The 19776-nt window shown below is 68.2% G+C and carries 19 protein-coding genes; 14 read left to right on the top strand and 5 right to left on the bottom strand.

From position 1 onward, the window contains the following. The first annotated feature begins 160 nt into the window (after positions 1-160). The 9 genes from argC to FR943_RS16110 all read left to right on the top strand — a co-directional run bounded on the left by argC (position 161) and on the right by FR943_RS16110 (position 9542). Positions 161-1195, top strand: a complete 1035-nt coding sequence (argC, locus tag FR943_RS16150; protein ID WP_217158985.1) for an N-acetyl-gamma-glutamyl-phosphate reductase — start codon at positions 161-163, stop codon at positions 1193-1195. Next, entirely contained in the window at positions 1192-2424 is a 1233-nt protein-coding gene (argJ, locus tag FR943_RS16145) for a bifunctional glutamate N-acetyltransferase/amino-acid acetyltransferase ArgJ (protein WP_217158982.1), read from the top strand. The genes argC and argJ overlap by 4 nt, the downstream gene beginning before the upstream one ends. After that, positions 2421-3293, top strand: a complete 873-nt coding sequence (argB, locus tag FR943_RS16140) for an acetylglutamate kinase (protein ID WP_217158981.1) — start codon at positions 2421-2423, stop codon at positions 3291-3293. The genes argJ and argB overlap by 4 nt, the downstream gene beginning before the upstream one ends. Continuing rightward, positions 3290-4465, top strand: coding sequence for an acetylornithine transaminase (locus FR943_RS16135; protein ID WP_217158979.1), 1176 nt, complete (start codon positions 3290-3292; stop codon positions 4463-4465). The genes argB and FR943_RS16135 overlap by 4 nt, the downstream gene beginning before the upstream one ends. A 5-nt stretch (positions 4466-4470) precedes the next feature. Beyond that, on the top strand, positions 4471-5415 hold the full coding sequence (gene argF / locus FR943_RS16130; protein ID WP_217159679.1) for an ornithine carbamoyltransferase: 945 nt from the start codon (positions 4471-4473) through the stop codon (positions 5413-5415). Positions 5416-5419: 4 nt separating this feature from the next. Continuing rightward, positions 5420-5896 (top strand): arginine repressor, encoded by a 477-nt coding sequence (locus FR943_RS16125; RefSeq protein ID WP_217158977.1) that lies wholly within the window; start codon positions 5420-5422, stop codon positions 5894-5896. 23 nt (positions 5897-5919) lie between these two features. Then, entirely contained in the window at positions 5920-7119 is a 1200-nt protein-coding gene (locus FR943_RS16120; protein WP_217158975.1) for an argininosuccinate synthase, read from the top strand. Between the two features lie 89 nt (positions 7120-7208). Next, positions 7209-8636 carry an argininosuccinate lyase gene (gene argH / locus FR943_RS16115; RefSeq protein WP_217158973.1) on the top strand — a complete coding sequence of 476 codons (1428 nt, stop codon included), beginning with the start codon at positions 7209-7211 and terminating at the stop codon, positions 8634-8636. A 33-nt stretch (positions 8637-8669) separates the two neighbouring features. Then, positions 8670-9542 carry an alpha/beta hydrolase gene (locus FR943_RS16110; RefSeq protein WP_217158971.1) on the top strand — a complete coding sequence of 291 codons (873 nt, stop codon included), beginning with the start codon at positions 8670-8672 and terminating at the stop codon, positions 9540-9542. Positions 9543-9553: 11 nt separating this feature from the next. On the opposite strand, the gene FR943_RS16105 is transcribed toward FR943_RS16110, so the two are convergent. Beyond that, positions 9554-11413, bottom strand: coding sequence for an ABC-F family ATP-binding cassette domain-containing protein (locus FR943_RS16105; protein ID WP_504970602.1), 1860 nt, complete (start codon positions 11411-11413; stop codon positions 9554-9556). A 106-nt stretch (positions 11414-11519) separates the two neighbouring features. On the opposite strand from FR943_RS16105, the gene FR943_RS16100 reads away from it, so the two are divergent. The 3 genes from FR943_RS16100 to FR943_RS16090 are packed head-to-tail and all read left to right on the top strand — an operon-like array spanning position 11520 to position 15340. Continuing rightward, positions 11520-14570 carry an acyl-CoA synthetase gene (locus tag FR943_RS16100; RefSeq protein ID WP_217159678.1) on the top strand — a complete coding sequence of 1017 codons (3051 nt, stop codon included), beginning with the start codon at positions 11520-11522 and terminating at the stop codon, positions 14568-14570. After that, positions 14570-15112, top strand: a complete 543-nt coding sequence (locus tag FR943_RS16095; RefSeq protein ID WP_217158967.1) for a hypothetical protein — start codon at positions 14570-14572, stop codon at positions 15110-15112. The genes FR943_RS16100 and FR943_RS16095 overlap by 1 nt, the downstream gene beginning before the upstream one ends. A 9-nt stretch (positions 15113-15121) precedes the next feature. Then, positions 15122-15340: a Trm112 family protein gene (locus tag FR943_RS16090; RefSeq protein ID WP_217158965.1), complete on the top strand. Its 219-nt coding sequence runs from the start codon at positions 15122-15124 to the stop codon at positions 15338-15340. Here the strand turns inward: FR943_RS16090 and FR943_RS16085 are convergent. From FR943_RS16085 to FR943_RS16075, 3 genes are read right to left on the bottom strand one after another with little or no spacing between them, the layout of a single operon-like run. Continuing rightward, on the bottom strand, positions 15323-15946 hold the full coding sequence (locus FR943_RS16085; RefSeq protein WP_217159677.1) for a TetR/AcrR family transcriptional regulator: 624 nt from the start codon (positions 15944-15946) through the stop codon (positions 15323-15325). The two genes, FR943_RS16090 and FR943_RS16085, sit on opposite strands and share 18 nt — an antisense overlap. 13 nt (positions 15947-15959) lie before the next feature. After that, positions 15960-16787, bottom strand: coding sequence for an ABC transporter permease (locus FR943_RS16080; RefSeq protein ID WP_217158963.1), 828 nt, complete (start codon positions 16785-16787; stop codon positions 15960-15962). After that, positions 16712-17485: an ABC transporter ATP-binding protein gene (locus FR943_RS16075; RefSeq protein ID WP_217158961.1), complete on the bottom strand. Its 774-nt coding sequence runs from the start codon at positions 17483-17485 to the stop codon at positions 16712-16714. Before FR943_RS16075 ends, FR943_RS16080 begins: the two co-directional genes overlap by 76 nt. Positions 17486-17505: 20 nt before the next feature. Between FR943_RS16075 and FR943_RS16070 the strand changes: the two genes are divergently transcribed. Both FR943_RS16070 and tyrS read left to right on the top strand, forming a co-directional pair. Continuing rightward, positions 17506-18165: a DNA-3-methyladenine glycosylase gene (locus tag FR943_RS16070; protein WP_217158959.1), complete on the top strand. Its 660-nt coding sequence runs from the start codon at positions 17506-17508 to the stop codon at positions 18163-18165. Between the two features lie 27 nt (positions 18166-18192). Then, positions 18193-19479, top strand: a complete 1287-nt coding sequence (tyrS, locus tag FR943_RS16065) for a tyrosine--tRNA ligase (RefSeq protein ID WP_217158957.1) — start codon at positions 18193-18195, stop codon at positions 19477-19479. Between the two features lie 80 nt (positions 19480-19559). On the opposite strand, the gene FR943_RS16060 is transcribed toward tyrS, so the two are convergent. Beyond that, positions 19560-19776, bottom strand: a 217-nt coding sequence (locus FR943_RS16060; protein WP_217158955.1) for a hypothetical protein, incomplete at its 5' end; no start/stop codon positions are given.

The raw sequence follows: 19776 nt of genomic DNA, 5'->3' as shown, positions 1-19776 counted from the left end.
GCGCCACGCCGAGAAGCGCCGGCATTGTGCGCACGCTCGCGCCGCGCCACAGTGCGCGTGAGGGCGCTGAGCGCCGGCGTGTCGGGGGCAGGCACGCACGCTCGCGGGGCACGGATTAATGAGTTTGCATCTTCATGCATAAGAATGCAGAATTGACCGCATGACTTCCATAGCGGTGGCCGGCGCCAGCGGCTACGCCGGTGGCGAGATCCTGCGTCTGCTCCTCGGCCATCCCGCCTATGCCGATGGCCGGCTGACGATCGGTGCGCTGACCGCGGCGTCGAGCGCCGGGACCAGCCTCGCCGAGCATCATCCGCACCTGTTGCCGCTGGCCTCGCGCGTCTTGGACCCCACCGACGCCGACGTGCTCAGGGGACATGACGTGGTGTTCCTCGGATTGCCGCACGGACATTCCGCAGCGCTGGCCGAACAGCTCGGCCCCGACACCTTGATCGTCGACTGTGGCGCGGATTTCCGGCTCACCGATGCCGCCGACTGGCAGAAGTTCTACGGCTCGGCGCACGCCGGCAGCTGGCCGTACGGGCTGCCCGAGTTGCCCGGCAACCGGGACCGGCTCAAGGACACCAAACGCATCGCGGTGCCGGGCTGCTATCCGACCGCCGCGCTGCTGGCACTGTTGCCCGCCGTCGCCGCCGATCTCGTCGAACCGGCCGTCACCGTGGTCGCGGTCAGCGGCACCTCGGGGGCGGGCCGCTCCGCCAAGGTGGACCTGCTGGGCTCCGAGGTGATCGGCTCGGCCCGGGCCTACAACATCGCCGGCAAGCACCGGCACACCCCCGAGATCGCCCAGGGGCTGCGGTCGGTGACCGACAAGGACGTCACCGTCTCGTTCACCCCGGTGCTGATCCCGACGGCCCGCGGCATCCTGGCCACCTGCACGGTGCCCACCACCGCGTCCGAGGCCGAGATCCGTGCTGCCTACGAAAAGGCGTATGGCGTAGAGCCGTTCGTCCACCTGCTGCCCGAGGGGCAGCTGCCCAAGACCGGTTCGGTGATCGGCAGCAACGCCGCGCAGATCCAGGTGGCCGTCGATGAACAGGCGAAGACCCTGGTGGCCGTCGCCGCCATCGACAACCTCACCAAGGGCACCGGCGGTGCCGCGGTGCAGTCGATGAACCTGGCGCTGGGCTGGCCCGAAACCGAAGGGCTGTCGATCGTGGGAGTGGCACCGTGACGTACGCAGAGACCCCCCAGACGGCCAAACTGATCCGCACCCAGGGCATCACCGCCCCCGCCGGGTTCCGGGCGGCGGGTATCGCCGCGGGGATCAAGGCTTCCGGCGCGCCGGACCTGGCCCTGGTGTTCAACGAGGGGCCGGATTACGCCGCGGCGGGCGTGTTCACCCGCAACAAGATCAAAGCCGCGCCGGTGCGGTGGTCTCAGCAGGTGCTGACCACCGGCCGGCTGCGCGCGGTGATCCTGAACTCCGGTGGCGCCAACGCCTGCACCGGCCCGCTGGGCTTCCAGGACACCCACGCCACCGCCGAGGCCGTGGCCACCGCGCTGAGCGACTGGGGCACCGAGACCGGGGCCATCGAGGTGGCGGTGTGCTCGACGGGCCTGATCGGTGACCGGCTGCCGATGGACAAGGTGCTGGCGGGCGTGACCGAGATCGTGCACGAGATTGCCGGTGGACTGACCGGGGGAGACGACGCGGCACGGGCCATCATGACCACCGACACTGTGCCCAAACAGGTTGCGCTGCACCATTCGGTGGAATCGGGGGAGAACTGGACCGTCGGCGGGATGGCCAAGGGGGCCGGGATGCTGGCGCCGTCGCTGGCCACCATGCTGGTGGTGCTGACCACCGACGCCGTTGCCGACGCGGCCGCGCTGGACACCGCGCTCAAGCGGGCCGCCAAGCTGACCTTCGACCGGCTCGACATCGACGGCAGCTGCTCGACCAACGACACCGTGCTGTTGCTCGCGTCCGGCGCCAGCGAGATCGTGCCCAGCCAGGATGATCTCGACGCAGCCGTGCTGCGGGTCTGCGACGACCTGTGTGCTCAGTTGCAGGCTGACGCCGAGGGCGTGTCCAAGCGCATCACCATCACCGTCACCGGTGCCGACAGCGAGGACGAGGCACTGGTCGCCGCCCGCGTGATCGCCCGTGACAGCCTGGTCAAGACTGCGCTGTTCGGTTCCGATCCCAACTGGGGCCGGGTTCTGGCCGCGGTGGGTATCGCCCCGGTGAATCTCGATCCGGAACGGATCAGCGTGTCGTTCAACGGATCTCCGGTGTGTGTCGACGGCGCGGGCGCGCCGCGTGCGCGTGAGGTCGACCTCTCCGGCGAAGACATCGCCGTGGTGGTGAACCTGGCGGTGGGGGACCACAGTGCTGCTGTCAGGACCACCGACCTCTCGCATGCCTACGTCGAAGAGAACTCGGCCTACAGCTCATGAGCATCGAGCGCGGAGTCAAAGCCCAGGTGCTGGCCTCGGCCCTGCCGTGGCTCAAGCAGTTGCACGGCAAGATCGTCGTCGTCAAGTACGGCGGCAACGCCATGACCGACGACACCCTCAAGGCGGCCTTTGCCGCCGACATGGTGTTCCTGCGCAACTGCGGTATCCACCCCGTCGTGGTGCACGGCGGCGGGCCGCAGATCAGCGCGATGCTCAAGAAGCTCGGTATCGCAGGCGATTTCAAAGGCGGCTTCCGGGTGACGACGCCCGAGGTGCTCGATGTGGCGCGGATGGTGCTGTTCGGTCAGGTGGGCCGGGAACTGGTCAACCTGATCAACGCGCACGGTCCCTACGCGGTGGGTCTGACCGGTGAGGATGCCCACCTGTTCACCGCAGTGCGGCGCAGCGTCACCGTCGACGGGGTGGCCACCGATATCGGCCTGGTCGGGGACGTCGAAAAAGTCAACGCCGAATCGCTGTTGGATCTCATTGCCGCAGGCCGGATTCCGGTGGTCTCGACCATCGGGCCGGACGTCGACGGCGTGGTGCACAACATCAACGCCGACACCGCGGCGGCAGCCCTGGCCGAGGCGCTCGGCGCGGAGAAGCTGGTGATGCTCACCGATGTGGAGGGGCTCTACACCGACTGGCCCGACCGCTCCTCACTGGTCAGCGAGATCGACACCGCGGCACTGACCCAGCTGCTTCCCAACCTGGAATCGGGCATGGTGCCCAAGATCGAGGCCTGCCTGCGGGCGGTGGCCGGCGGCGTGCCGAGCGCGCACGTCATCGACGGCCGCGTCGAACACTGCGTGCTGGTCGAGCTTTTCACCGATGAAGGAACCGGAACCAAGGTGGTGGCCAAGTGACCCTGCAGGACCGCTGGGAATCGGTGATGATGAACAACTACGGCACCCCGCCGTTGGCGCTGGCCAGCGGGGAGGGCGCCGTGGTCACCGATACCGACGGAAAGTCCTACCTGGACCTGCTGGGTGGTATCGCGGTCAACCTGCTCGGCCACCGCCACCCCGCGGTCATCGAGGCGGTCACCACCCAGCTCAACACGCTGGGCCACACCTCCAATCTGTATGCCACCGAGCCCGGCATCGCACTGGCCGAAAAGCTCGTGGACCACCTCGGTACCCAGGCGCGGGTGTTCTTCTGCAACTCGGGCACCGAGGCCAACGAGGTGGCCTTCAAGATCACCCGGCTTACCGGCAGGACGAACATCGTTGCCGCCCAAGGCGCCTTCCACGGCCGCACGATGGGTTCGCTGGCCCTGACCGGTCAGCCCGCCAAGCAGGCTCCGTTCGAGCCGCTGCCGGGCAACGTCACCCACGTGCCCTACGGCGACGTGGAAGCCCTTGCCGCAGCGGTCGATTCGAATACCGCCGCGGTATTCCTGGAGCCGATCATGGGGGAGGGCGGCGTCGTCGTCCCGCCCGCCGGATACCTGGCGCAAGCCCGGGACATCACCACGAAGAACGGCGCGTTGCTGGTCCTCGACGAGGTGCAGACCGGCGTCGGGCGTACCGGCGCCTTCTATGCCCACCAGTACGACGGCATCACCCCCGACATCGTGACCCTGGCCAAGGGGCTCGGTGGCGGGCTGCCGATCGGCGCCTGCCTGGCCGTCGGCGCCGCCGGTGACCTGCTCACCCCGGGCCTGCACGGCAGCACCTTCGGCGGCAACCCGGTGTGCACCGCCGCGGCGGTGGCCGTGCTCACGACGCTGACCGCCGAGGATCTGATCACGCGGGCCGGCGTGCTCGGCAAGACCTTGAGCCACGGCATCGAGGAGTTGGGCCACCCCCTCGTCGACCACGTGCGCGGCAAGGGTCTGCTGCAGGGTGTGGTACTCACCGCGCCGAGCGCCAAGGCCGTCGAGACCGCGGCCCGCGATGCCGGCTTCCTGGTGAACGCCGCCGCCGCCGACGTGGTCCGGCTGGCACCGCCGTTGATCATCACCGAAGGTCAGATCGAGACGTTCCTGACCGCTCTGCCCGCCGTTCTGAATACTGTTGCGGAGGCTACTCAATGACCAGAATGACCATCCGGCATTTCCTGCGTGACGACGATCTGTCACCCGACGAGCAGGCCGAGGTGCTGGCCCTGGCCGCCGAGCTGAAGAAGGCACCGTTTTCGCGGCGGCCGCTGGAGGGCCCGCGCGGCGTCGCGGTGATCTTCGAGAAGAACTCGACGCGTACCCGGTTCTCGTTCGAGATGGGCATCGCCCAACTCGGCGGGCACGCCGTGGTGGTCGACGGCCGCAGCACCCAGTTGGGCCGCGAGGAAACCCTCGAGGACACCGGCGCGGTGCTGTCCCGCTACGTCGACGCGATCGTGTGGCGGACTTTCGCCCAGGAGCGGCTGACGGCCATGGCGAGTGGTGCCTCCGTCCCGATTGTCAACGCACTGTCCGACGAGTTCCATCCCTGCCAGGTGCTGGCCGATTTGCAGACGCTGGCCGAGCGCCGGGGTGGCGCGGCGGGCCTCAAAGGGCTGAAGTTGACATATCTGGGCGACGGTGCCAACAACATGGCCCACTCGCTGATGCTGGGTGGGGTGACCGCGGGCATCGACGTCACGATCGCCGCGCCCGCCGGTTTCGCGCCCGACCCGCACTTCGTCGACGCGGCCAAGCGTCGCGCCAGTGAAACCGGCGCGACCGTCACGCTCACCGACGATGCCCGCGCCGGTGCCGACGGGGCCGACGTGCTCGTCACCGACACCTGGACCTCGATGGGCCAGGAGAACGACGGCCTGGACCGGGTGCGCCCGTTTAGGCCCTTCCAGGTCAATGCCGAGCTGCTCAAGCTTGCCGACCCGGAAGCTGTTGTGTTGCACTGCCTTCCGGCGCACCGCGGCCACGAGATCACCGATGAGGTGATCGACGGGCCGCAGAGCGCGGTGTTCGACGAGGCCGAGAACCGGCTGCACGCGCAGAAGGCACTGTTGGTGTGGCTGCTCGAAAAAAAGACAAGCGCCTGAGACTATGAGCACCCCCACCCGCGCCGCCCGTCAGGCCCGCATCATCGCCCTGCTGTCCGCGCAGCCGGTGAGCAGCCAGACCGAGCTGGCCGCGCTGCTGGGCCAGGAGGGCATCGACGTCACCCAGGCCACGTTGTCGCGTGATCTGGAGGAGCTCGGCGCGGTGAAGCTGCGCGGAGCCGACGGCGGCGTCGGCGTGTATGTGGTGCCCGAGGACGGCAGCCCGGTGCGCGGTGTGTCCGGCGGCACCGAGCGGTTGACCCGCTTGCTGGGGGACTTGCTGGTATCGACCGACGCCAGCGCTAACCTTGCCGTGCTGCGCACCCCGCCCGGGGCGGCGCATTACCTGGCCAGCGCACTCGATCGCGCTGCCCTGCCGTATGTGGTCGGCACCATCGCCGGTGACGACACCATCCTGGTGGTGGCGCGCGATCCGATGACCGGGGCCGAACTTGCCAGCACCATCGAGAACTTGAAATAAAGCGCAAAACAAGGAGATTGCTCATGTCCGAACGCGTCATCCTGGCGTATTCCGGAGGTCTGGACACCTCGGTCGCGATCAGCTGGATCGGCAAGGAGACCGGCAAAGAGGTCGTCGCCGTCGCCATCGACCTCGGCCAGGGCGGTGAAGACATGGAGGTCATCCGTCAGCGTGCCCTGGACTGCGGTGCGGTCGAGGCGGTCGTGGTCGACGCCCGTGACGAGTTCGCCGACGAGTACTGCCTGCCGACCATCAAGGCCAACGCGCTGTACATGGACCGCTATCCGCTGGTGTCGGCCATCAGCCGCCCGCTGATCGTCAAGCATCTGGTGGACGCGGCGCGCAGCCATGGCGGCACCGTCGTCGCGCACGGCTGCACCGGCAAGGGCAACGACCAGGTCCGCTTCGAGGTGGGCTTCGCCTCGCTGGCACCCGAACTGGACGTCATCGCCCCGGTGCGGGATTACGCCTGGACCCGGGAGAAGGCCATCGCGTTCGCCGAGGAGAACGCGATCCCGATCAACGTCACCAAGCGCTCACCGTTCTCGATCGACCAGAACGTGTGGGGCCGGGCGGTGGAGACCGGGTTCCTCGAAGACCTGTGGAACGCCCCGACCAAGGACGTCTACGACTACACCCAGGACCCGACGGTCAACTTCAACGCTCCCGACGAGCTGATCATCAGCTTCGACAAGGGCCGCCCCATGGCGATCGACGGGCGCCCGCTGTCGGTGCTGGAGATCATCCAGGAGCTCAACACCCGGGCCGGCGCTCAGGGTGTGGGCCGGCTCGACGTGGTCGAGGACCGGTTGGTCGGCATCAAGAGCCGTGAGATCTACGAGGCGCCCGGCGCGATGGTGCTGATCACCGCGCACACCGAGCTCGAGCACGTCACGCTGGAGCGTGAGCTGGGCCGGTACAAGCGCGGCGTGGACCAGAAGTGGGGCGAGTTGACCTACGACGGGCTGTGGTTCAGCCCGCTGAAGCGCTCGCTGGAGGCGTTCGTCGAACACACCCAGCAGCACGTGTCGGGCGACATCCGGTTGGTGCTGCACGCCGGGGCCATCATCGTCAACGGCCGCCGCTCGGGTGAGTCGCTGTACGACTTCAACCTCGCCACCTACGACGAGGGCGACAGCTTCGACCAGAGTGCGGCCAAGGGCTTCGTGCAGCTGCACGGCCTGAGCTCCAAGATCTCGGCCAAGCGCGACCTGGGCCTGTAAGCAGTAAGCACCGCGAGCGTGCGTGTCTGCTGTGCGGCACGCCGCAAAAGATGCGCAAACGCGCACGCTCGCCCAGCAGTGAGGGTGACATGAGCACCAACGACGGAACCACCAATGAGGGCTCGTTGTGGGGCGGTCGGTTCGCCGACGGGCCTTCGGCCGCCCTTGCCGCACTGAGCAAGTCGACGCACTTCGACTGGGTGCTGGCGCCGTATGACATCACCGCGTCCAAGGCCCACGCCCGGGTGCTGCACCGGGCCGGGCTGCTCACCGACGAGCAGCGCGACGGGCTGCTTGCCGGCCTGGACAGCCTCGGTTCCGACGTCGCCGACGGCAGCTTCGAACCGTTGGTCACCGACGAGGACGTGCACGGCGCGCTCGAGCGCGGCCTGATCGACCGGGTGGGGCCGGATCTGGGTGGCAGGTTGCGGGCCGGCCGCTCCCGCAATGACCAGGTGGCGACGCTTTTCCGGATGTGGCTGCGGGACGCTGTCCGCCGGGTGGCCGACGGCGTGCTCGAGGTGGTCAATGCACTGGCCACCCAGGCTGCGGCGCACCCGACGGCGATCATGCCCGGCAAGACCCACCTGCAGGCAGCGCAGCCGATCCTGCTGGCCCATCATCTGCTGGCCCACGCGCATCCGCTGTTGCGCAACGTCGACCGCCTGGCCGATTTTGACGACCGCACCGCGGTCTCGCCCTACGGTTCCGGGGCGCTCGCCGGCTCGTCGCTGGGGCTGGATCCCGATGCCATCGCCGAGGATCTCGGATTCGCCTCGGCTGCAGATAATTCCGTCGACGCCACCGCGGCGCGGGATTTCGCCGCCGAGGCCGCCTTCGTCTTCGCCCAGATCGGGGTGGACCTGTCCCGGCTTGCCGAGGACATCATCCTGTGGAGCACAACCGAATTCGGCTATGCCACCCTGCACGATTCCTGGTCCACCGGCAGCTCGATCATGCCGCAGAAGAAGAACCCCGACATCGCCGAGTTGGCTCGCGGTAAATCCGGGCGGCTGATCGGCAACCTCACCGGTCTGCTGGCCACGCTCAAGGCCCAGCCCTTGGCCTACAACCGCGATCTGCAGGAGGACAAGGAGCCGGTCTTCGATTCCGTGGCGCAGCTGGAGCTGCTGCTGCCGGCCATGGCCGGGCTGGTGGGCACCCTGACATTCGATGAAGCCCGGATGGCTGCGCTGGCGCCGGCCGGTTACACACTGGCCACCGATATCGCCGAATGGCTGGTCCGCCAAGGAGTTCCGTTCCGAGTCGCCCACGAGGCAGCGGGGGAGGCTGTGCGAGTCGCCGAGGGCCGCGGCGTCGGCCTCGACGAACTCACCGACGACGAGTTCACCGGGATCAACCCCGCGCTCACACCGCAGGTGCGCGAGGTGCTGACTGTCGAGGGTTCGGTGAACGCCCGCAACGCTCGCGGCGGCACCGCCCCGGTCCAGGTGGCCAAGCAGCTCGGCATCGTGCGGAACGCCATGGAAGAACTGCGGATCCGGTTGAGCCGGTAGCCCTGCGCGGCGGCCGCGCGTACCGTCCCAGTCGTGGCGCAACAAGTCGTCTTCGACGTCGGTGGCGAGCGCTGTGCCGGATATCTGCGGAGATCGGACCGGCAACCTGGCCCGTGCGTCGTGCTGTGCACCGGTTTCGGCGGCACCCAGGACACCCCGGCGTTACTGGCCACGGCCGAGGACTTCACCGCCGGGGGCTTTCACACCCTGACCTTCGATTACCGCAGCTTCGGCGAGAGCGGCGGCCATCCCCGCCAGCTCGTCAGTATCGAGGGGCAACTGGCCGACATCGCGGCAGCGGTGGCCTGCGCCCGTGGCCTCGACGGTGTCGATCCCGCCCGCATCGCGCTCTGGGGGACCTCACTGGGCGGCGGTCACGTCGTGTCCGCCGCGGCCCGCGACCACGAGATCGCCGCCGTCATCGCCCAGGTCCCGTTCAACGGTTTTCCCCGCCGTGTCGAGGGCCGCTCGACCCTGTCCACCCTGCGGCTGCTCGCGGTCATGGCCGAGGACTGGGGACGCGAACGGCTGCACCTACCTCCGCGTTACATCCCGGCTGTCGGTGCCGAGGGCGCCCTGGCAGTGATGACGGGTGCGGGTGCGCAGCGGGCCGTGGCCGGGATGGTCAGCCCGACCTGGCGAAACGAGGTGGCGCCGCGTGCCCTCATCGAGATGATGCGTTACCGCCCAGTCGATTTCGCACCCCGGGTCGGGTGTCCGTTGCTGGTCAGCCTGGGCGCAGACGACGCCGAGACGACACCGGACCGGGCCCGCGCCCTCGCGCAGGCCGCACCGGGCGGCGAGGTCCTCGAATACCCGGTCAGCCATTTCGATTTCTACACCGAAGACGTCCGGCGCCGGGTCGTCGCCGATCAACTCGCCTTTCTGCAGCGCGTTTTGCCGTAGCTGTTCGAGCGCTATTCCAGCTGCTCGGACAGCTCCAGCCACCGCGCTTCCAGATCGGCCACCTGCGCTTCCAGTTCCCGAAGTTCACCGGTGAGCCGGCCCAGGCCGACATGATCGGACTGGTCGTGGGCGGCGAGCTCGTCGTGTTTGCCCGAGATCCGGTCGGCCAGCTTGGCCAGCGACCGGTCGATCGAGGAGATCTCCTTCTCCACGTTGCGGAGCTCTGCACCCGAAAGTCCTTGGGCGGCGGGGGATTCACGTGGGGCAGGGGTGGTCGTCGGGCCGGTCTGCCGGGCGCTGAGCCGCAGGTACTCGTCCACCCCGCCGGGCAGGTGGCGCAGCCGGCCGTCAAGGATGGCGTACTGCTGATCGGTGACGCGTTCCAACAAATACCGGTCGTGTGACACCACGATCAGGGTGCCCGGCCAGGAATCCAGCAGATCCTCGGTCGCGGTCAGCATGTCGGTGTCCACGTCGTTGGTCGGCTCGTCGAGAATCAACACGTTCGGTTCCGACAGGATCACCAACAGCAGCTGCAGGCGGCGGCGCTGCCCGCCGGAAAGTTGACCGACCCGGGTCGAGAGCTGGTCGCGGGCGAAACCCAGCCGCTCCAACAGTTGTGCGGGCGTGAAGTCCTTCCCGTCGATCTGATAGCTGGTCTGCAGCCGGCCGACCACCTCGCGCACCATGTCCCCGGACACTGCGTCGAGCTCGCCGGACTGCTGATCCAGGACCGAAAGGCGCACGGTCTTACCGCGTTTGACCCGGCCGCTGGTCGGGGTCACGGTCCCCGCTATCAGCCCCAGCAGGGTGGATTTGCCCGCCCCGTTGGCCCCGAGGATGCCGGTGCGTTCGCCCGGGCCGATACGCCATTCGATGTCGCGCAACACTTCCCGGTCGGGTGAGCCGTCGGGCCGTGGGTAGGTGACCGACACATCGAGCAGATCGACGACGTCCTTGCCCAGGCGTGCGGTGGCCAGCCGGGACAGCTCGACGGAGTTGCGCGGTGGCGGGACATCCGAGATCAGGGCATTGGCCGCGTCGATGCGGAACTTGGGTTTGGAGGTTCGGGCCGGTGCGCCGCGGCGCAGCCAGGCCAGTTCCTTGCGCATCAAGTTCTGTCGCTTGGCTTCGATGGACGCGGCTTGGCGGTCACGCTCCACCCGCTGCAGCACGTACGCCGCATAGCCGCCCTCGAACGGTTCGACGATGCTGCCGCGGACACCGGGGGCGGGGTGAACCTCCCAGGTGGTGGTGGCGACCTCGTCGAGGAACCAACGGTCGTGGGTGATCAGCAGCAACCCGCCGGCGCCGCGCGCCCACCGTCCTTTGATGTGCTCGGCCAGCCAGGTGATGCCCTGGATGTCGAGGTGGTTGGTGGGCTCATCCAGGGCGATGACGTCCCAGTCGTCGATCAGCAGTGCGGCCAGCTGCACCCGTCGGCGCTGGCCACCGGAGAGCGTCGACACCGGTGCGTCGAACGGGATATCCGCGACCAGGCCGCCGATCACGTCGCGGATCCGGGCGTCGCCGGCCCACTCGTGCTCGGGACGCTCGCCGACCAGCGACCAGGCCACCGTGTGCTCGGGATCGAGTGTGTCGGTCTGGTCCAGGGACCCGACCCGCAATCCGCTGCGCTGGGTCACCCGCCCGGCGTGCGGGGCGATCCGGCCGGTGAGCATGCCCAGCAGCGTGGATTTACCGTCGCCGTTGCGGCCGACGATGCCGATCCGGTCGCCTTCGCTGACGCCGACGGTGACCGAGTCGAACACCACCCCGGTGGGGTACTCCAGATGTAGGGTTTCGCCCCCGAGCAGGTGAGCCATCGTCGCAGACCCTATCGTCCGGCGGCCCCGGTGCGGGCACCGCATGGGGCCACCACCGGGGTCGAGGCGACCGAGTCGGTGATCGGTTGCTGTTGTGCCATGATGGCCAGGTCAATCGGGGGTCGGGTGGAGTTGTCATGTGGGGAGCAGGCTGGTGGATTTCTCGGCAGTGACCAGACCGGTTGAGCGGTTGCTGGCAACCGCGCAGAACGGCCTGGAGGTGCTGCGTTACGGCGGCCTGGAGACCGGCGCGGTCCCGTCGCCCTTCCAGATCATCCAGAGCGTGCCGATGTACCGGCTGCGGCGGTACTTCCCGCCGGATGTCCGCCCCGGCGCCCAGAGCCCACGGCCCCCGGTGCTGATGGTGCACCCGATGATGATGTCGGCCGACATGTGGGACGTGACCCGCGACGAGGGCGCGGTCGGCATCCTGCACGCCGCGGGCATCGATCCGTGGGTGATCGATTTCGGCTCGCCGGACAAGGTCGAGGGCGGCATGCAACGCAACCTCGCCGACCACGTGGTGGCGCTGTCGGAGGCCATCGACATCGTCAAAGAGGTCACCGGTCGCGATGTGCACCTGGCCGGCTACTCCCAGGGCGGCATGTTCGCCTACCAGGCCGCGGCCTACCGACGTTCCAAGGATCTGGCCAGCATCATCGCCTTCGGCGCCCCGGTGGACACCCTGGCGGCGTTGCCGATGAACCTTCCGGCCGGGGTGGCCGCCGGTGCGGCGGACTTCATGGCCGATCACGTCTTCAGCCGCATCGACATCCCGGGATGGTTGGCCCGCACCGGTTTTCAGATGCTCGACCCGATCAAGACCGCGCAGTCGCGGCTGGACTTCCTACGACAGCTGCACGACCGCGAAGCCCTGCTGCCGCGCGAGCAGCAGCGTCGGTTCCTGTCCTCGGAAGGCTGGATCGCGTGGTCGGGACCGGCCATCTCCGAGCTCCTCAAGCAGTTCATCGCACACAACCGGATGATCACCGGCGGTTTCTCGGTCCACGGTGACCTGGTCACGCTGTCCGACATCGACTGCCCGATCCTCGCGGTGGTCGGCGAGGTCGACGACATCGGGCAACCGGCGGCGGTGCGCGGTATCAAGCGGGCCGCGCCCGATGCCGATGTCTACGAATATCTGATCAGGGCAGGCCATTTCGGCCTGGTGGTGGGTTCCAAGGCGTCGAGCCAGACCTGGCCCACAGTGGCCAAGTGGGTGAAATGGCTTGCCGGAGAAGAGATGCCCGAGGGCGTGGTGCCCATGGGATCGCCGCCCGTCGATCACCCCGAAGGCGGAGTTTCGTTCTCCACCCGGGTCACCCATGGCGCCACCGCCGCCACCGAGATGGCGTTCGGCGTGGCCCGCTCGGCGGCCGACGCGTTGGTGACGGCGAACAAGAATGCGCGCACGCTGGTCATCGAGACCGCGCGCACGCTGCCCAGGCTGGCCCGGTTGGGCCAGGTGAACGACCACACCCGGATCTCACTGGGCCGGATCATGAGCGAGCAGGCGCGCAGCGCCCCCAACGGTGAGGCGCTGCTGTTCGACGGCCGGGTGCACACCTATGAGGCGGTGGACCGCCGGATCAACAACGTGGTGCGCGGCCTGATCGAGGTCGGGGTACGCCAGGGCGCCCGGGTCGGTGTCCTGATGGACACCCGGCCCAGCGCGTTGGTCGCGATCGCGGCGCTGTCCCGGTTGGGCGCGGTGGCGGTGCTGTTGCCCGAGGCGGATCTGGCCGAGGCCGCCCGCCTGGGCGGGGTGGCCGAGATCATCGCCGACCCGAGCCACCTCGATGTGGCGCGGGAATTGGATGTGCGGGTGCTGGTGCTGGGTACCGGCGGGCCGCTCGGTGTGCACAGCGGCGGGCCGCTCGGTGTGCACAGCGGCGGGCCGCTCGGTGTGCACAGCGGTGAGAGCCGCGACCTGCATCTGCCCGAAGATGCCGACGTCATCGACATGGAGAAGATCGACCCGGATGCCGTCGAGCTGCCCGGCTGGTATCGGCCCAACCCGGGGCTGGCCCGCGACCTGGCCTTCGTCGCGTTCAGTGAGGTCGGCGGTGAGCTCGTGGCCCGGCAGATCACCAATTTCCGCTGGGCGCTGTCGGCGTTCGGCACCGCATCGGCGGCGAACCTGGGCCGCGGTGACACGGTGTACTGTCTCACCCCGCTGCATCATCAATCGGGTCTGCTGGTCAGCCTGGGTGGGGCCGTCGTCGGTGGTTCGCGCATCGCGTTGTCGCGCGGACTGCAGCCCGACCGTTTCCTGCAGGAGATCCGGCAGTACGGGGTCACCGTCGTCTCCTACACCTGGGCGATGTTGCGCGAGGTCATCGACGATCCGTCGTTCTCGCTGACGGGCAGCCATCCGGTGCGGTTGTTCATCGGTTCGGGCATGCCGGCCGGGTTGTGGAAGCGGGTGGTCGACGTCTTCGAGCCGGCCCAGGTGGTGGAGTTCTTCGCCACCACTGACGGGCAGGCCGTACTGGCCAACGTCGCCGGCGCCAAGATCGGCAGCAAGGGGCGTCCGCTGCCCGGTGGCGGCACGGTCGAACTGGCTGCCTACGACCCCGACGACGACCTGATCCTGGAGGACGAACAGGGTTTCGTGCGCAAGGCGGAGGCCAACGAGGTCGGTGTGCTGCTGGCCCATCCGCGTGGTCCGGTCGATCCCACCGCCGTGGTCAAGCGGGGCGTGTTTGCCCCGGCCGATACCTGGGTGTCCACCGAGTTCCTGTTCCGGCGCGACGAGGACGGTGACTACTGGCTGGTGGACAACCGGGGTGCGGTGATCCGTACGGAACGCGGGCCGGTGTTCGCCACCAGCGTCAACGATGCGGTCGGCCGCCTGGGTGCGGTCGACATGGCGGTGACCTACGGCGTCGAGGTGGACGGTCGGCAGCTGGCGGTGACGGCGCTGGCGCTGCGGCCCGGTGGCAGTGTCCCGACGGCCGATCTCTCACTCGCGTTGGAGGATCTGGCCGTCGGTAATCCGCCCGACGTGGTGCACGTGGTGGCCGACATGAAACTGGGTGCGACGTACCGGCCGCTCGTCGCGCCGCTGCGGGCCGCCGGCATCCCCAAGCCCGGCCGACGTAACTGCTGGTACCTCGATGCCGATACCGGTACGTATAAGAAGCTGACCGCGGCCGGCGCTGTTAGGCTCCGGCAGACGGCGCAACCACTGGAGGATTGATGGCACCGGGATCAGACAGGCATCGCCGGCTGCGGGCCGTCACTGCTCCGATGCTGGCAAGTGCGCTGGTCCTGGGACTGCTGCTGGGAAGTCCGGCAGCCACCGCCGATCCGGCCGAGCCGTCGGCCCAGGCGGATGCGCCGGGCGCCGATGCGCCGGCGGCCCCGCAGATGACCGCCGATCAGGCGTTGTCCGTCGTGGCCTCGGAGTACGACACCGGCGAGGGCGGCGGCCAGATCTCCCAGCTGATCCACGACATCCTGAAGCTGCGTCAACAGGGCTACAAGCCCTCGAATGCCAACCGGGAAGCCATCACCGCGGCGCTCGACAAGCGCCCCAACCAGGTTCCGCTCATCAAAGCCCTGAAGAACACCCTGGCCTATCAGCGGAAGTTGCAGGCCCGGTCCAGCGCCGCCCAGGTTCCGCAGCAGAGCGGTCTCAATCCCGGGGTCGGCCAGTTCCCGGCCGGTATCGCGCCCTTGCCGGGCGGGGCCGGGCCCCAGCCCGGCCCGAGTGGCGGCATCCAGATCCCGCTGGGCTAGCGTCACGTGGTGGTCGACGACAAGCTCCTCAGCATCCTGGTCTGCCCGCAAGACCGTGGTCCGTTGCTGCTCGCCGGGTCAGAGTGGCTGTACAACCCGCGGCTGCGGCGGGCCTACCGCATCGAGGACGGCATCCCGGTGCTGCTGATCGACGAGGCGGTTGCCATCGATGACGACGCCGAGCATCGCAGGCTGTTGGAGCTGGCCGGGTCAGCCGAGTCCGGGTAGGTCGCCGGTCAGGTAGCGCTGCAGGGTGGGCGCGATGGTCTCGACGATCTGGTCCACCGGCAGTGAGGCGAAGGGCTCCAGCTCCAGGATGTAGCGGGCCATCGCGACCCCGACCAGTTGCGAGGCGACGAACTGGATTCGGGTCCGGGCGCTGCCGGCCGGGTTGTCCACCCGGGGGCCGATCTCGCCGACGATGATCTCCTGCAGGAACGACCGCACGAGCGATACGTCGTTGCCGGCCAAGATCGAGCGCAGGGTGGCCACGAATCCCTTGCCGATCTCGGAATCCCACAGTGGCAAAAGGATTGACGGCAGCGTGTGCCCGATCTGTGCCACTGGGACCTCGCGCAGCTTGCCGAGCACGGTCATCGGGTCGATGGGGATGTGGATCGCGGCGGCGAACAGCTGGGTCTTGGTGCCGAAGTAGTGGTGTACCAGGGCGGCGTCGACGCCGGCGGAGGCCGCGATTGCACGGATGGAGGTTTTGTCGAACCCGTTGCGGGCGAACAGTTCTCGGGCACTGGTCAGGATGCGGTCGCGTTTGTCCGAGGGGCCGGCGGGCCGGCCGGGTCGCTTGCGTTCGGTGTTGCCGGTCGTCGTCTTGATGGTCACGATCGTCCTAGGGGGTTCGTCTTCTCAAGGTGGCCGCCGCCAGACACAGCGCCAGTACCGCGAAGCCCACCACGATGCCGATGTCGCGGGCCGCGATGGCGGTCATTTGCGGGTGGGCGCCGACCTGCTGCAGCGCTTCGAGTGCGTAACTCGCCGGCAGTACGTTACTGATCCACTGCAGCCAGTCCGGCAGCGCGGCCCGGGGCACCAGGATGCCGCACAAGAGCAGTTGGGGCGCGATGACCAGCGGCATGAACTGCACGGCTTGGAATTCGGTGCGGGCGAACGCGCTGCACAGCAGACCGAGTCCGACGCCGAGCACGGCGTTGATGATGGCGATCGAGAACACCAGGGCGGGGCTGCCGGCCGTGTCGAGCCCGAGGAACCAGAACGAGACGACGCAGGCCAGAGTGGCTTGGGCGGCCGCGGCGATCGAGAACGCGGTGCCGTAGGCGGCCAGCAGGTCGAAGCGCCGCAGCGGCGTGGTCAGGATGCGTTCGAGGGTGCCCGACGCGCGTTCGCGCTGCATGGTGATCGAGGTGATCAGGAACATCGCGATCAGCGGGAAGACCCCGAGCATGATCAGGCAGGCGTTGTTGAACGGGGTGGGCTGACCCGGTGCGTGGGGCACGTTGTCGAACATGAAGTACATCAGGGCGATGATCAGGCTGGGTACCACCACGATCATCGCCACGCTGCGGTGATCGGCGGCCAGTTGTCGCAGGATGCGGGCCGTGGTGGCCAGGAAGGGCGCGGGGCTCAGCCGGCTGGGCTGCGCCCGGCGTTGGTGTCGCGCCGGATCACGGTGAGAAACGCTTCCTCCAGGGACGTGCATGCCGTGTCCTTCCGTAGCTCGTCGGGGGTGGTGTGGGCGAGTAGTCGGCCCTCGCGCATCAGCAGCAGATCGCCGCAATGGTCGGCCTCGTCCATGACGTGGCTGGAGACCAGCAGTGTCGTGCCCTGGGCCGCGAGCCGGCGGAACTGTTCCCACAAATCCACCCGCAACACGGGGTCCAGCCCGACGGTGGGTTCGTCGAGCACGAGGAGTTCGGGTTCGGCCACCAGCGCGCAGGCCAGTGAGACCCGGGTGCGCTGGCCGCCGGACAGGTTGGCGCAGTAGGCGTTGCGGTGATCGTCGAGCCCGACGGATTCGATCGCGGCCGTGGCCGCGTCGGCCGAGGTGCCGTACAGCGCGGCGAAGTACCGCACGTTGTCGATCACCCGCAGGTCGTTGTAGATCGTCGGGTCCTGGGTGACGTAACCGACCCGGTGGCGCAGGGGCGACGAACCGGCAGGCAGCCCGAGCACGGTGACGGTGCCCGCGGCGATGATCTGGGTCCCGACGATGCTGCGCATCAACGTGGTTTTGCCGCACCCGGACGGCCCCAGCAGACCGGTGATCGCGCCGCGGTTGATCCGCACGCTCAGGTCGCGAATCGCCGCCCGGCCACCCCGGTTGACCTGCAGTCCGGTGATCGTGACGGCGCAGGCGTCGGACCCGGCCGAGAATTCATCGTCCGATGAAGTCATCATGTGATGAATACTGCGCGCCGATGTGGCCGGTGTCAACGGCGGTTGTCGGCACGGGCAGAATCGCTCGGGTGGGAGCTGAGCTGCTGACCGGAGATCCGTTGCCGGCAGCCCGCCGACTGCTGGGAGCCGAGCTGACCGGCCGTGGCGTGAGCGCCGTCATCGTCGAGGTCGAGGCCTACGGAGGTCCGCCGGATGGTCCCTGGCCCGACGCCGCCGCGCATTCGTATCGTGGCCCGAGCGGGCGCAATCTCGTGATGTTCGGCCCGCCCGGACGCCTCTACACCTACCGCAGCCACGGCATTCATGTGTGCGCCAACGTGGTGTGCGGTTACGACGGAGTCGCCGGCGCGGTCCTGCTGCGCGCGGCGGCCATCGCCGACGGCGGTCTGACGGCCCAGCAGCGTCGCGGGCCCGCGGTGCGGCCGGGTGCATTGGCGCGGGGGCCGGGAAATCTGTGTTCGGCCCTCGGAATCGCCATGGACGACAACGGAATTGACCTGTTCGCCGCCGACAGTCCGGTGCGGCTGCAACTGGGGGAGGCCCTCGCGGCGGTGGACGGTCCACGGGTCGGGGTGAGCCAGGCCGCCGACCGGCGGTGGCGGTTCTGGCTGGCCGACCGGGCCGAGGTTTCGGCGTATCGACGCAGCCCGCGCGCCCCGGTACCGGGTGCCAGTGATTGAGGTCGGCAATGCGGCATGATCGTCGTCATGAGCATGGGAATTCTCGATGAGCTGGACTGGCGTGGGCTGATCGCGCAGTCGACCGACCGCGATGCCCTGGCGAAAGACCTGGCCGACGGACCCATGACCGTCTACTCGGGCTTCGACCCGACCGCGCCCAGCTTGCACGCCGGCCACCTGGTGCCACTGCTCACGCTGCGCCGGTTCCAGCGCGCCGGGCACCGCCCGATCGTGCTGGCCGGCGGGGCCACCGGAATGATCGGCGACCCCCGCGACACGGGTGAGCGCACCCTCAACACCGCGGACACCGTCGCCGACTGGGCCGGCCGCATCCGTGGACAGCTGGAGCGCTTCGTCGAGTTCGACGACACCGCGACCGGGGCCATCGTCGAGAACAACCTCAGCTGGACCAGCCGGCTTTCCGCGATCGAATTCTTGCGTGACCTGGGCAAATACTTCTCGGTCAACGTGATGCTCGACCGGGAGACGGTGCGGCGCCGGCTCGAGGGCGACGGCATCTCGTACACCGAGTTCAGCTACATGCTGCTGCAGGCCAACGACTTCGTCGAGCTGCATCAGCGGCACGGCTGTGCGTTGCAGATCGGCGGGTCCGACCAGTGGGGCAACATCGTGGCCGGCGTCCGGTTGGTGCGTCAGAAGGCCGGCGCGACCGTGCATGCCATGACCACCCCGCTGGTCACCGACTCCGAGGGCAAGAAATTCGGCAAGTCGACCGGGGGTGGCAACCTGTGGCTCGATCCGGAGATGACCAGCCCCTACGCCTGGTACCAGTACTTCGTGAACACAGCCGATGCCGACGTGATCGGCTACCTGCGCTGGTTCACCTTCCTGACCGCCGACGAGGTCGCCGAGCTCGAGGACGCCACGAAAAACCGTGCGCACGAGCGCGCCGCACAGAAGCGACTGGCACGTGAACTCACCAATTTGGTGCACGGCGAAGAGGCGACAAAGGCCGTCGAGTTGGCCAGCCAGGCGCTGTTCGGCCGGGCAGAGTTGGCCGAGCTCGACGCATCCACCCTGGCTGCGGCACTGCGCGAGGCCAGCAATGGGCAGGTGGCGCAGCTGAAACCGGGCGGCCCGGACTCGATCACCGATTTGTTGGTGGCTACGGAATTGGTGAACAGCAAGGGCGCCGCGCGTCGCACCATCGCCGAAGGCGGGGTCTACGTGAACAACATTCGCATCGAAAGCGACGAGTGGATACCACAGCATTCGGACTTTCTGCATGATCGTTGGCTCGTGTTGCGACGTGGCAAGCGGCACATCGCCGGCGTCGAGCGCACGGGCGCCTAGGCCAACCGGCGCCCCGGTTCTGACCTGGGGAAACGTCGCAGTGACCAGGCGATTTGACTCGCTGTTGGTGCTCACGTAACTTATTCCAGGTCAGAGCGACACGGACAAGCGCCGGAGAGCGAAGACGAAATCCGAGAGAGACACCCATTACGGTGGGTCTTCTCACTGTCCGCAGTAAGATTCAGCGGCTTTTTGCCGCGGGATTTCTGCGCGGCAAACTCGGGCGTGTTGTTTGAGAACTCAATAGTGTGTTTGGTGGTTTTTGTTTGTTGTTTTTTGGTCATGCTCTTTTTCCCG

Source organism: [Mycobacterium] fortunisiensis, assembly GCF_019050325.1.
Classification (GTDB): Bacteria; Actinomycetota; Actinomycetes; order Mycobacteriales; family Mycobacteriaceae; genus Mycobacterium; species Mycobacterium fortunisiensis.
This window is presented reverse-complemented; position numbering and strand designations above follow the sequence as displayed.